The sequence below is a fragment of the Paraprevotella clara YIT 11840 genome (assembly GCF_000233955.1).
Classification (GTDB): domain Bacteria; phylum Bacteroidota; class Bacteroidia; order Bacteroidales; family Bacteroidaceae; genus Paraprevotella; species Paraprevotella clara.
Genome location: NZ_JH376595.1, coordinates 39,175 through 52,449 on the forward strand (window position 1 = coordinate 39,175; position 13,275 = coordinate 52,449).

At 50.7% G+C, this 13,275-nt stretch carries 12 protein-coding genes; 8 read left to right on the top strand and 4 right to left on the bottom strand.

Features of this window, described 5'->3' with window-relative positions:
* Nucleotides 1-5: 5 nt before the first annotated feature.
* On the bottom strand, nucleotides 6-1,262 hold the full coding sequence (locus HMPREF9441_RS06030) for a type IX secretion system plug protein (protein WP_008619147.1): 1,257 nt from the start codon (nucleotides 1,260-1,262) through the stop codon (nucleotides 6-8).
* A 76-nt stretch (nucleotides 1,263-1,338) separates the two neighbouring features.
* Here HMPREF9441_RS06030 and HMPREF9441_RS06035 point away from each other — a divergent pair, with 76 nt between their 5' ends.
* Nucleotides 1,339-2,208: an N-acetylmuramoyl-L-alanine amidase-like domain-containing protein gene (locus tag HMPREF9441_RS06035; RefSeq protein WP_407946613.1), complete on the top strand. Its 870-nt coding sequence runs from the start codon at nucleotides 1,339-1,341 to the stop codon at nucleotides 2,206-2,208.
* Here the strand turns inward: HMPREF9441_RS06035 and mtgA are convergent.
* Nucleotides 2,201-2,875 (bottom strand): monofunctional biosynthetic peptidoglycan transglycosylase, encoded by a 675-nt coding sequence (mtgA, locus tag HMPREF9441_RS06040; protein WP_008619151.1) that lies wholly within the window; start codon nucleotides 2,873-2,875, stop codon nucleotides 2,201-2,203. The genes HMPREF9441_RS06035 and mtgA overlap by 8 nt on opposite strands.
* A gap of 8 nt (nucleotides 2,876-2,883) precedes the next feature.
* Nucleotides 2,884-3,612, bottom strand: coding sequence for an OmpA family protein (locus tag HMPREF9441_RS06045; protein WP_008619153.1), 729 nt, complete (start codon nucleotides 3,610-3,612; stop codon nucleotides 2,884-2,886).
* Nucleotides 3,613-3,726: 114 nt separating this feature from the next.
* On the opposite strand from HMPREF9441_RS06045, the gene proS reads away from it, so the two are divergent.
* The 7 genes from proS to HMPREF9441_RS06080 all read left to right on the top strand — a co-directional run bounded on the left by proS (nucleotide 3,727) and on the right by HMPREF9441_RS06080 (nucleotide 12,018).
* Nucleotides 3,727-5,208, top strand: coding sequence for a proline--tRNA ligase (proS, locus tag HMPREF9441_RS06050; RefSeq protein WP_008619155.1), 1,482 nt, complete (start codon nucleotides 3,727-3,729; stop codon nucleotides 5,206-5,208).
* A 205-nt stretch (nucleotides 5,209-5,413) separates the two neighbouring features.
* Entirely contained in the window at nucleotides 5,414-6,028 is a 615-nt protein-coding gene (locus tag HMPREF9441_RS06055; RefSeq protein WP_244949648.1) for a TetR/AcrR family transcriptional regulator, read from the top strand.
* An 8-nt stretch (nucleotides 6,029-6,036) separates the two neighbouring features.
* Entirely contained in the window at nucleotides 6,037-7,290 is a 1,254-nt protein-coding gene (locus HMPREF9441_RS06060) for a TolC family protein (RefSeq protein ID WP_008619165.1), read from the top strand.
* 7 nt (nucleotides 7,291-7,297) lie between these two features.
* The gene (locus HMPREF9441_RS06065) at nucleotides 7,298-8,278 is read left to right on the top strand and encodes an HlyD family secretion protein (RefSeq protein ID WP_008619167.1); all 981 of its coding nucleotides are present in this window, start codon (nucleotides 7,298-7,300) and stop codon (nucleotides 8,276-8,278) included.
* Nucleotides 8,279-8,284: 6 nt separating this feature from the next.
* The gene (locus HMPREF9441_RS06070; protein ID WP_008619169.1) at nucleotides 8,285-9,754 is read left to right on the top strand and encodes an ATP-binding cassette domain-containing protein; all 1,470 of its coding nucleotides are present in this window, start codon (nucleotides 8,285-8,287) and stop codon (nucleotides 9,752-9,754) included.
* Between the two features lie 59 nt (nucleotides 9,755-9,813).
* Nucleotides 9,814-10,902, top strand: a complete 1,089-nt coding sequence (locus HMPREF9441_RS06075) for an ABC transporter permease (RefSeq protein ID WP_008619170.1) — start codon at nucleotides 9,814-9,816, stop codon at nucleotides 10,900-10,902.
* A 24-nt stretch (nucleotides 10,903-10,926) separates the two neighbouring features.
* Complete coding sequence (locus HMPREF9441_RS06080) at nucleotides 10,927-12,018, top strand: ABC transporter permease (protein WP_008619171.1); 1,092 nt, start codon at nucleotides 10,927-10,929, stop codon at nucleotides 12,016-12,018.
* Between the two features lie 269 nt (nucleotides 12,019-12,287).
* Here the strand turns inward: HMPREF9441_RS06080 and fmt are convergent, their stop codons facing one another.
* The gene (gene fmt / locus HMPREF9441_RS06085) at nucleotides 12,288-13,268 is read right to left on the bottom strand and encodes a methionyl-tRNA formyltransferase (protein ID WP_008619173.1); all 981 of its coding nucleotides are present in this window, start codon (nucleotides 13,266-13,268) and stop codon (nucleotides 12,288-12,290) included.
* Nucleotides 13,269-13,275 lie beyond the last annotated feature (7 nt).

Genomic DNA, 13,275 nt, shown 5'->3' on the forward strand with positions numbered 1-13,275 from the left:
CTGTTTTATTTTCCGTTAATCTTGAAATTCATGCGGCGGTAACCGACCAGTTTGTCATAACGCCCTCCGTTAGGACGATGGTATACCAAGATGATGTATTCGTTTTCCGTCTCATAAAAGTTCCCGTCCGTCCGTCCGCTGTTTCCTTGGGTTTCACCGTCCGGCACGAAGAGATAATTATAATTGTAATATCCTTGTTTCAGGAGAGCGGTGGCTTCGTAGGCCTGTGTTTCCCGGTTGTATGTCATGCGGTATTCGGGGATGAAGCGGTTGTAAGTCCATTCGCCGTTCAGGTAGACTTCTCCGCCGGGCAGTTGAGGACTTTTCAAAGTGAAATGCGTGAATACATAGTCGCAAGTGGTAGCCACGTCTTCGTCGTCGCTGTTGCGGATGATAAAGGCACCGTTTTGGTCTTCGTCATACAGATAATTCCGGGCGGTTTGATTGGGATAGAGCGTGGCGTGGTAATACGGGTCGAACCATTCCATCCTGTCTACGTTCAGTGTAGGGATATGTACGTCCAGAATCTCAAATTTGTGGTATTCGTTGCCGGCCGGGAAAATCAGTTGGCGGTTGTGCGTGAATTCAATCTTATTGGCCGCCTGGATGTTGGGCTTGGGATTGACCACACAGTTATCCCACCGGCGGTTTTGCATCACTACGGTTTTCAGTTCACGATGCGGGTCGATGACTTTTACCAGTCCGTAGTTGACGGAGAAATCCACTTGCTGGTGGGATTTGTTGAAGTCTATGTCCGTATTGGTACTGACGGTAGCTCCTATTCCTACGCCCGGTTCCACCAGACTGAAACAGGCCGTAAGGACGGGTACAGGTTCGTCGCCCTCGTCGTTGTAGACCGTGAGTTTATAGTTGCCGGACAACTTGAGCGAAATGTTTTCGTTCGGAATCCGTAGTGAGTAGTGGGTGTAAAGCACGGTCGTATTGAAGCTTTTCTCGTAGTCTTCTATCGGTTCCCCGTTGAACCCGTTCATGTAATCGGATTCAAAGATTTCTGTCGATGGAGACCAGTCTGCATTGCAATGTTCCACCTTATATATATAGCGGTGGTATTCGTGTGAGAACTCGTCGAAACCGATTTCCAGATGATTCCCTCCCCCCAAGTTCATGATGGGAGGCAGCAACGGGTCATCGTTTACTACCACTTGCAGAGTGTGCAGTTGACGGTCCAGGATTTCATGCCGTTGTGCAGTTATTGCCGATGCACAACATAGCAGGCTTAAGAGTACGGTTATCTTTTTCATACTGCAAAATTACGCTTTTTTTCGGATGCCTTATCAAGTTTTTATCTTAACTTTGTCTGCAACCTTTTAAAATGATATGATGTCACATCGAATGTTAGGACTGTTTGTCGGAGGGGCGATGATGTGTCCTTTAAGCCTGTCGGCACTGACTTATACGAAAGCGGATTCGTTGAAAGTGGTACAACTCCTTGATGCCGGGAAAAAACAAACGAGAGGAACGGACCTGACTTTGTTTTTTGCGGAGCAATTCATCGGGGTGCCTTACGTGGCTTCCACTCTCGAAGTAAATCCGGATGAAGAATTGGTCGTCAACTTACGTCAGTTGGACTGTACGACGTTGGTCGAGAATGTGGTGGCTTTGACTTTGACCGTGAGAGAAGAGCATCCCACATTTGTTTCTTTTTGCCGGAATCTGGAAAAAATACGTTACAGCGGAGGACAGTTGAACGGTTATTCTTCCCGTAACCATTATTTTAGCGAATGGATAGCGAGTAACGAAAGTCAGGGCGTCGTGAAGGAAATAAAAGGAGAAAAAGGTAAGGGATACCGGCCTTTTATTGCCGTACAACGTCTGCGTTTGGATTATATGAGTACGCATCCCGCTGCATATCCGATGTTGAAAGGAAGGGCAGGCGAGATAAGCCGTATCCGTAGAAATGAACAAAAATTGGCAAATGTTTCAGTGAGGTACGTACCTTTGTCGTTGTTGGATAAGGGAAAGGATGTATTGGGAACGATTCACGACGGTGACATTTTAGCTATCGTGACCCGAAAGAAAGGGCTGGATACCTCGCATTTGGGATTTGCCGTGTGGCAGAAAGGGCACCTTCATCTGCTCAATGCTTCCAGTATCCATAAGAAAGTGGTTTTGGAATCCATGACATTGAGCGAGTACATGAAAAAACACCCCTCCCAATTAGGAGTGCGGGTGGTACGTGTCATTTGAACAGGTCGATATGTTTCATCTGCCGCATGATGGCCGTTTGCCGTTTCAACATGTACCGTGACGGATTTTTGGAACTGTATTTGAGCGGATTGGGTAATGTGGCGGCTATCAGCGCACAGTTGGCACGCGTGAGTTTCTCGGCAGGACGCCCGAAATGTTGTTGTGCCACAGCTTCGGCACCATATATGCCGTCGCCCATTTCGATGGAGTTCAGGTAGACTTCCATAATCCGTTGTTTGCTCCAGCATAATTCGATTAAAGCCGTGAAGTATGCCTCCAGTCCTTTTCTGACCCAAGAGGAAGTCGGCCATAAAAACACGTTTTTGGCAGTTTGTTGGCTGATGGTGCTGCCTCCGCGCCGGCGTTTTCCCGCCATGCGCTCCTCTACGGCATTTTGGATTTCCACCACATCGAAACCGTGGTGCTGGAGAAACCGTTGGTCTTCGGAAGCCATGACGGCTACGGGCAGGTACTTGGACATTTCATCCAAAGGAACCCAATGGTGTTTCAACCTGATTTTTTCGCCTCGGCCGACCTGTTGTGCACAGCGGATGAACATGAGCGGGGTAACAGGTACGGGGACAAAGCGGTAGAGAATAACAAAAAAGATTGTACTCCCGAAGAACGAGAGTACAATCCATTGAATCAGTTTCTGAATTTTTTTCATCTGTCTGATTAGTTGCCTGCCTGAGCTTGGGCTTCCTGAATCATTTTTTCACTGGCATACAAATAAACTTCCACACGACGGTTCTGCTCGCGTCCGGCAGCCGTACTGTTGTCTGCTACGGGGTCTGCTTCTCCCAAGCCTTCTACCGATGTTATCTGCGTTGGGGAAACTCCGCATTGTTTCAGGTAATTGGAAACAGAATTGGCCCGTTGTAACGACAGGTCCATATTCTTTTGCACGCTTTGGGCGGCTGTGCTGTTTTTCCATCCTTGATTGTCGGTGTACCCTTTAATCGCCACGTCCATATCCTTGTTTACATTCAATACCGTGCTGGCAAATTTGGCCAATGAAGCGGTAGCATTGCTGCTTAAAGCCGAACTGCTGGTATTGAACAGAATCCCGGAGTCGAATGTTACTTTCACCGCTTGCAGACCGTTAGCGTCGGTTACGCTTTCCACTTGCGCGTTTTCCACTTGTTGAGCCGCAGCTTTGGCTTTATCCATTTTCTTTCCGATCAATGCACCTACACCAGCGCCCACGGCTACGCCTACAGCAGCACCGATACCGGCTCCTTTACCTTTATTGCTGGACGCCAAGGTTCCAATCAATGTACCCAAGGCTGCACCGCCGCCGGCACCGATCAGCGACCCCTTGCCGGTATTGTTCATGTTTCCTCCACAACTGCTTAAAAGCATACCTGCACTCAGTACGAGTGCACAAAACTTCAATCCTTTCATAGTTATAACTTTTTTAAAATCTAAATCACAAGCAAAATTAGATATTTTCTGCCGAATAACCGCATGAAAAGGAAACTTTTTGCTAATTTTGCAAACTGTTTATAGATATTGATTATGGCTAAAGAACTTAAAGATTTGACCAAAAGAAGTGAGAACTATTCTTCATGGTATAACGAATTGGTGGTGAAAGCCGATTTGGCCGAACAGTCGGATGTAAGAGGATGTATGGTGATAAAGCCTTATGGTTATGCCATTTGGGAGAAGATGCAGCGCGTATTGGATGATAAATTCAAGGAGACCGGCGTGCAAAACGCTTATTTCCCGCTGCTGATTCCTAAATCGTTTCTGAGTAAAGAAGCCGAACATGTGGAAGGATTTGCCAAGGAATGTGCCGTGGTGACGCACTATCGCTTGAAGACCAACGAGGACAAGACCGGCGTGGTGGTAGACCCGGCGGCCAAGCTCGAAGAAGAGCTGATCATCCGTCCTACTTCCGAGACTATCATTTGGAATACTTATAAAAACTGGATTCAGAGCTACCGCGACCTGCCCATCCTCTGCAACCAATGGTGCAATGTGATGCGCTGGGAAATGCGTACCCGTCTTTTCCTCCGTACGGCCGAGTTCTTGTGGCAAGAAGGACATACGGCACATGCCACGCGTGAAGAAGCCGAGGAACGTGCCAAACTGATGTTGAAAGTGTATGCCGATTTTGCCGAACAATATATGGCCGTGCCCGTAGTGCAGGGCGTGAAGAGCGAGACGGAACGTTTTGCCGGTGCTTTGGACACTTATACCATCGAAGCCATGATGCAGGACGGGAAAGCTTTGCAGAGCGGCACGTCTCATTTCTTGGGGCAGAACTTCGGAAAGGCATTTAATGTGCAGTTTATCAATAAAGACAATAAGTTGGAATATGCCTGGGCTACTTCCTGGGGAGTATCCACCCGTTTGATGGGCGCACTCATCATGACGCATTCCGATGACAACGGTCTGGTATTGCCGCCGAAGCTGGCTCCCATCCAAGTGGTCATTGTTCCTATATATAAGAATGCGGAACAACTGAAAGCTATCGACGAGAAAGTGGAAGGCATCGTTGCACGTCTTCGTGCATTGGGCATTTCCGTGAAGTATGACAATGCCGACAACAAGCGTCCCGGCTTCAAGTTTGCCGATTATGAACTGAAAGGTGTGCCGGTGCGTTTGGTCATGGGAGGGCGCGATTTGGAGAACAATACGGTAGAGGTCATGCGGCGCGACACGTTGGAGAAGGAAACCCGTACGTGCGACGGCATCGAGGACTATGTGAAGACTTTGTTAGACGAAATACAAGATAACATCTACGCCAAGGCAAAATCCTATCGCGATGCGCATATTTATGAATGCGACAATTACGAGGATTTCAAGGAGCGTGTGAAGGAAGGCGGTTTCTTCCTTTGTCATTGGGACGGGACGGCTGAGACGGAGGCGAAGATCAAGGAGGACACGCAAGCCACTATCCGTTGCGTGCCGTTTGAGTTCGAGCAGACTCCGGGGGTGGATATGGTGAGCGGGAAACCGGCCAAATGCCGTGTGCTGATTGCCCGTTCGTATTAAGAGCGAGATTTTTTTGTTTTCATGGTTGTTGGTGGCCACGGACTTTTTCTCAAGGAAAGTTCGTGGCCACTCTTGTTTGCGTAGGTTTAACAGGTGATAATATTAGTTAAACGACAAGTTTTCTTCCGGAGATTTTATGGTATCCTTCATACAAATCTCTATCTTTGCTCATGAATTAACATTGTTGTTAGACATTAAAGTTGTTATGAGCAAGAAAGATAATACGGAACAAGCGATATTGCAGACGGCCGAGACAGAGTTTCTGGACAAAGGTTTTGCACTGGCCAAAACTACCGAAATCGCAAAACAGGCGGGAGTAACGCACGCCATGTTGCATTATTACTATCGCACAAAAGAAAAACTGTTCGAACGGGTTTTTCAAGAGAAAGTGGATTTGATGGCCCATTCCTTAGTGGCTACCTTGGATGACGGAAAGCCGTTTCTGAAACAGATGGAAGATTTGATGGGGGCTCACTTCGATTTTATAGCAGAAAACCCGAAGTTGCCGTTTTTTCTTCTGAACGAGATTCATCTGAATGAAAAGCGCAGAGAGCTTTATCTTCCGGTATTGTCGAGCGCGGTGCGGAACACGTTGCAAAATGTGAAAAGACGATTGGAACAAGCCGTGAAGCGCGGCGAGGTACGTCCCATAAGGACGGCCGACCTGATGTTTTCCATCTTCTCGCTGAATGTAATGTCTTTTGTGGGACAGTCGCTTGTCCAACAGGCATTCGATTTAGACCGGGAAGACGTGCGGCAGTTCATCTTGCAGCGACGGGCAGAGAACATTGAAATGATATTAAGCAGACTTAGGAAATAAAGAAGGATATGAAACGGATTTTCGTATGGGCCGTAGGGATGTGTGCCGTTTGTGGGACGGTGTCGGCTCAACTGACTTTGGAAGAGTGTTACCGTGCAGCACGGGAGAATTATCCTTTGGTGCGGCAGTTCGATTTGATTGAGCGTACAAAGGATTTCACTGTGGAGAATGCGGCGAAAGGCTATTTTCCCCAACTGAGCTTTTCGGGAAAGGCTTCATACCAGTCGGACGTGACGAAGATGCCCTTTAGCATTCCGGGAGTAGAGTTCGGTTTGGACAACGACCAGTATCAACTGGTATTGGAACTGAACCAGACGGTTTGGGACGGAGGAGTCGTACGTAACCGTAAAGAGGAGGCCCGGGCCAAATCCGATGTGCAGAAAGGACAACTGGAAGTAAACCTTTATGCGTTGAACGACCGGGTGAACCAATTATTCTTCGGCATGTTGCTCATAGACGCCCAGTTGGCACAGAACGCCTTGTTGCAAGCCCAGTTGGCACGTAACCATGGCCAGGTGAGTGCGTGCATGCAGCAAGGGGTAGCCAATCAGGCCGATTTGGATGCCGTAGCGGTGGAACAGTTGAATGCCCGGCAGACAGAGAGTGAGCTACGTGTCAATCGTAAAGCGTATGCCGAGGTGCTGGGACTGCTGACCGGTCGGAAAGGAATTGATGCGGAACGGTTGGTCAAGCCGTCCGTCACCGTGGAGCCGTTGGAAGAAAACCGTAGGCCGGAATTATCGCTTTACGAATCGCAGCGGCAGCAGTTGTCCGTGCAGGAGAAAGGTTTGACTGCCCGTTATATGCCCAAATTGGGAGTATTCGCACAAGGGGCTTACGGCGACCCCGGACTGAATATGCTGAAGGGCGGATTCGAGCCTTATTATATAGCCGGTGTGCGGTTGAGTTGGAACATCAGCGACTTGTACACGCGGAAGAACGACAAAAGACTGTTGGCTGCAAGTCGCGACGACATCGACGTGCAGGAGGCGGTATTCCGGTTGAACAACCGTATGGAAACGGCGCAGCAGTGGCGTACGGTGGAGAAAATAGATACCTTGATGAAGAATGACGATGAGTTGATAAGGTTACGCACCAATATCCGGAAGTCGGCCGAAGCCAAGGTCGCGAACGGCACGCTCACCGTGACGGAAATGTTGCGCGAAGTGACGGCCGAAGATCAGGCCAAGCAGACCAAGGCCTTGCACGAGATACAACGCTTGCAAGCCTTATATGATATCAAATATACGATGAATCATTAAAAACAGAATGAATATGGACATTTGGAATAAGTTATGGCGGGGCGGGCTGGACAGTCCAGTCGCCGTGGGAAAGACGGGGTATGGATTCAAACGGGGAGCCCGGGACATTTGCGGCGTGGCCTTGTGGGGATTGCTTGCGGCGTGTAGCGGGACAGACACGGATTTCGACGCTACCGGAATCTTCGAATCCACGGAAGTCATCGTATCGTCCGAAGCCAACGGTAAAATCATGGCGTTGAATCTGGAAGAAGGTGATTTGTTGGAGCAGGGGCAACAAGTGGGATATGTGGATTCCATACAGCTTTACCTGAAGAAGTGCCAACTGGAAGCCCAAGTACGTTCCATCGGTAGCCGTAGGGCGGACGTGGCCAAGCAGGTGGCGGCCACTCGGGAACAGATCGCAAAGGCCGAACTGGAAAGAAAGCGCAGCCTGAATCTGTTGGCGCAGAATGCCGGTACACAAAAGCAGGTGGACGATGTGGAGTCGCAACTGGCCGTGCTGAAGAAGCAGTTGGAAGCCCAGTTGTCTACTTTGAATCTCGGCAACCAAGGCGTGACGGAAGAAGGGGATGCCGCAGAGATACAGATACGGCAGATAGAAGACCAACTGGAGAAATGCCGTATCGTCAGTCCCATTTCCGGTACGGTGCTGACGAAGTATGCGGAACGGGGCGAAGTGACGGCCCAAGGCAAACCCTTGTTCAAAGTGGCGGACATGAAGCATGTCTTTTTGCGGGCGTATGTGAGCGGCGACCAACTCTCTACAGTAAAACTGGGGCAAACGGTGAAAGTCTATGCCGATTACGGGGCGGAAGACCGCAAAGAATACAAGGGAAAAATCACGTGGATATCCGGACAGGCCGAGTTTACGCCTAAAACCATACAGACGCGTGACGAACGGGCGAATCTGGTGTACGCCGTGAAAATAGCCGTGGAAAACGACGGCTTGCTGAAGTTGGGCATGTATGGCGAAGTCAAATTCAACTAAGGTGTCATGGAATCCATTGTGAAGGTAGAGGGCGTGTCCAAACATTACGGCAGCGTGCAGGCTTTGGACGACGTTTCTTTCGAGGTCAGGCCCGGAGAAATCTTCGGACTGATAGGACCGGACGGAGCCGGGAAAAGCACGCTGTTCCGTATGTTGGCCACTTTGCTGTGTCCGGAGAGCGGGCGGATTACGGTGGACGGGCTGGACGTTGTGGGGGACTACCGCAAGCTGCGTGCTTGCGTCGGTTATATGCCGGGCCGGTTTTCCCTGTATCCCGACCTGACGGTGGAGGAGAACCTGAACTTTTTTGCCACGCTGTTCGGTACGTCCGTACGTGAGAATTACCATCTGGTGGAAGACATATACAAGCAGATCGAGCCGTTCAAAACCCGCCGAGCAGGGAAACTCTCCGGCGGGATGAAACAAAAACTGGCGTTGAGCTGTGCGTTGATTCATAAACCGGTGGTCTTGTTGTTGGATGAGCCGACCACGGGAGTCGACCCTGTCTCGCGTAAGGAATTTTGGGAAATGTTGCGGCGGCTGAAGCGGGAAGGTATCACCATCATCGTCTCTACGCCTTATCTCGACGAGATCCGGAGTTGCGACCGTATGGCATTCCTCTACGGCGGTGCGGTCAAGGGGATAGATACCCCCGCCGTCATGTTGGAACGGTTTGCCGACATCCTGTGTCCGCCGGGGTTGCAACGCGAACCGGCCGGAGCCCGGTCGGAATGTGCCATCGAGGTGCACGATTTGGTGAAACGGTTCGGGACGTTCACGGCTGTAGATCACATTTCCTTTCGTGTGGGGAAGGGCGAAATCTTCGGTTTCCTCGGGGCGAACGGGGCAGGCAAGACCACAGCCATGCGCATGCTGTGCGGCCTGTCTTATCCCACGTCGGGCACGGGGCGCGTGGCCGGTTTCGACATCAACACCCAGCAGGAAGAAATCAAGAAACATATCGGTTATATGAGTCAGAAATTCTCGTTGTACGACGACCTGAAGGTGTGGGAAAACATTCGCCTGTTTGCCGGTATCTACGGACTCTCGGACGAGGTGATAGCCCGTCGCACGGACGAAGTGCTGCATACGTTGGGACTGGAAGCGGAGCGGAACACGATGGTCAAATCGTTGCCCTTGGGGTGGAAACAAAAGTTGGCTTTCTCCGTGGCCACGTTCCACCGTCCGGACATCGTGTTCCTCGACGAACCGACCGGAGGGGTCGACCCTAAGACGCGACGCCAGTTTTGGGAACTGATCTATCAGGCAGCCGACCAGGGTATCACCATCTTCGTCACGACGCACTATATGGATGAGGCCGAATTTTGCGGTCGCGTGTCCATCATGGTGGACGGGAAGATACGGGCATTGGATACGCCCGAAGGCTTGAAGCGTACTTTCGGCGAGAAAGACATGGACGGAGTGTTCCACCGTTTGGCCCGTGAGGCCACACGTAATGCAGAAATTTGCGGGTAAGAGAGCGCAGACCGAACTTGTTCGGTGTCTGCCGAGCGTGAGTAAATTATTCAATAAAGATGAAACAGTTTTGGGCTTTTATCAAGATAGAATTTTTCCACATCTTCCGCGACCGGCGGACGATGTTGATTTTGTTGGGCATGCCGGTGTTGCAAATCATTTTGTTCGGTTTTGCCATCACCACCGAACTCAACCACAGCCGCGTGGCCGTGCTCGATCCGTCGAAAGACGCCGTCACCACGCGCATTACGGAGCGGATAGACGAAAACCGTTATTTTTCGGTCGTGAAAGAATTGTCTTCGGCCTCCGACATCGAAACCGTGTTCCGGCATGATGAAGCGGACATTGTGGTGGCCTTCACTCCGGATTTCGATGCCAATCTGTCGACGGGAGAGGCAGGCATACAACTGGTGGTGGATGCCACGGATCCGAACACGGGCAACATGATGGCCGGTTACGTGCAGGGCATTGTCGGGCAAGCCTTGCAATCAGGGACGCAATCAAGCCCTATCGTGCAGACCCATCTCTTGTTCAATCCTCAGATGAAGAGCGCCTACAATTTCGTACCCGGCGTGATGGGGTTGATACTGATGCTGATTTGTGCGATGATGACTTCCATTTCCATTGTACGAGAGAAAGAGACCGGTACGATGGAAGTCCTGTTGGTGTCGCCCATCCGGCCTATTTTTATCATTCTGGCCAAGGCCGTACCCTACTTGGTACTTTCTTGCGTCAATCTGGCCACGATATTGCTGCTGTCGGTCTACGTGCTGCACGTGCCGGTGGAGGGAAGCCTCTGGACGCTGTCTTTCCTGAGCCTCCTTCTGATTGCGGTGGCTCTGTCTTTGGGATTGCTCATTTCATGCGTGGTACAAAACCAAGTGGCGGCCATGATCGTGTCGGGTATGGGACTGATGATGCCTGTCATGTTGCTTTCTGGCATGATTTTTCCCATAGAGAGCATGCCAGCCGTCCTGCAGTGGATTTCCAATATCATTCCGGCAAGGTGGTACATACAGGCCGTAAAGAAGGTGATGATAGAAGGCTTGGGCATGGCCGCCGTATGGCATGAGGCATTGATACTGTCCGGCATGGCAGCCTTGCTCATCGGGCTGAGCTTAAAGAAGTTCAAGGAGCGGCTGGAATAATACGGACGTAAAAAAGGAAAACTTATGGTACTGAAATATTTAATAGAAAAGGAGTTCAAGCAAATGCGGAGGAATCCCATCATTCCCCGGCTCATTTTGGTGTTTCCCTGCATGATGATGATTCTGATGCCGTGGGCTGCCAATCTTGAAATCAAGTACAACAACTTGGCTGTGGTAGACCTGGACCATTCTGCCTTGTCGCGCCGTCTGGTGGAGAAAGTGGCCTCTACGGATTATTTCAATTTAGTGGAGAACGCACCGGATTACGGCCGTGCATTGGAGAGCGTGGAGCGCGGAGAGGCGGATGTCATTCTGGAGATTCCGCGTGACTTTGCCAAATCGCTGGGCACGGGGTGCCCCGTGGAACTTCAGATTTCGGCCAATTCCATCAACGGAACCAAGGGCGGACTGGGCAGTTCTTACCTTTCTACGGTGGTAAACGATTTCGTGAATCAGGAATTGGGAGGCACGGGTATGGCCCGTTTGTCCGTACTTAACTTGTATAATCCGCATTTGAATTATAAAGTGTTCATGGTACCGGCTTTGCTCATCATGATGCTGACGTTGCTTTGCGGCTTTCTTCCTGCATTGAATATCGTGAGCGAAAAAGAGGTGGGCACGATTGAACAGTTGAACGTCACGCCGCTCAACAAGTTCGTGTTCATCCTGGCTAAATTGGTGCCTTACTGGATTGTGGGGCTGGTGGTCCTGTCCATCGGCTTGGTGTTGTCCGCCGTGCTCTACGGCATTGTGCCGTCAGGCAGTTTGTGGCTGATATATTTCTTTTCGTGCATCTACATTCTTACGATGTCGGGTTTCGGACTGATTATTTCCAATTATTCCGCCACGATGCAGCAGGCCATGTTCGTCATGTTTTTCTTCCTGATGGTATTCATCCTGATGAGCGGCCTGTTCACCCCCGTGCGCAGCATGCCGGACTGGGCGCAGTGGATAGCGGCTTTCAATCCGTTGACCTATTTTATTCAGGTCATGCGTATGATTTTCCTGAAGGGGTGCGGGCTGACCGACTTGTGGCCGCAGTTCGGCAAGATGCTGTGTTTCATGTCGGTGTTTGCCGGAGTAGCCGTGTGGAGTTACCGGAAGACAAATGCCTGATAGCCCGAGCCGGTCATGTATGGCGATGGATGGCCTGTCGAATGATTTACAAAACCAAGCCGTGGGGATATTTGGGCTTTAAATGGATAAATAATTGAGAAACAGTGTAATAAGTAACGCCTTGCAGGGGGTATGACAGTCTCTGCAAGGCGTTATTTTTTTCTGCGCCAAACGATTTTTCAATCTCAGGCGAACGATTTTTCAATCTCCTGAGATTGATTTTCCGTTCTGCGGCGAACGATTCGGGCGTTGAATTTCCTTTACGGATTCTATAGCATGAGGAGATTTTCCGGCATGCGGAAGCCCCGCAGGAAGTCTTCTATGCGCATCCTTTTCTTGCCCGTCAGTTGGATTTCCTTCAGGCGGAGGTAGCCTCCGTCGACGGCCACTTTCAGATAGGTCTTTCCGTCGCTGACCACTTTGCCCGCCGGTTCGTGGCACACACACGGCTCTTTCTCCGTTTCGTATATTTTAAGGGTATAAACCTTGCCTATGGCTTCGTCCTTCATCTCGCTCCAGGCTGCCGGATAAGGCGACAAGCCCCGTACGAAGTCGTACAACGGTTTGAGCGGCCGGCCTTGCCAATCCATCTTGCACGTCTCCTTGAAGATTTTGGGAGCCGGGTGCAAGGGGCCTTTCACCGCCATCTCTTCTTGCGGTATGGGGTGGATGGTATCTGTCAGTATATGGTCTACCGTCTCCACCACCAACCGGCCGCCGAGTTCCATCAGTTTGTCGTGCACCACGCCCACATTGTCGGTGTCCGCAATCGGGATGCGCACTTGTTGGATGACCTCGCCGGTGTCGATTTCATGTTTGAGGAAGAACGTGGTGATGCCCGTTTCCGTTTCGCCGTTGATGACGGCCCAGTTGATGGGGGCGGCTCCACGGTATTGCGGCAACAACGACGCGTGCAGGTTGAATGTGCCCATGGGAGGCATGTTCCACACCACTTCGGGCAACATGCGGAAAGCTACCACGATTTGCAGGTCGGCACGTAGGGAGCGGAGTTCTTCCACAAAGGCTTCGTCTTTCAGCTTAACCGGTTGCAAGACACGCAGGCCGTGTTCCACGGCATACTGTTTCACGGGACTGGCTTGCAGTACGTCCTGATGACGGCCCATCGGTTTGTCCGGCATGGTGACGACGCCGACCACGTTGTAACCTCCTTCCACCAAGCACTTCAGGCTCTCCACCGCAAACTCCGGCGTGCCCATATATACAATTCTCAAATCTTCTTTTTTTTTCATGTCTTTA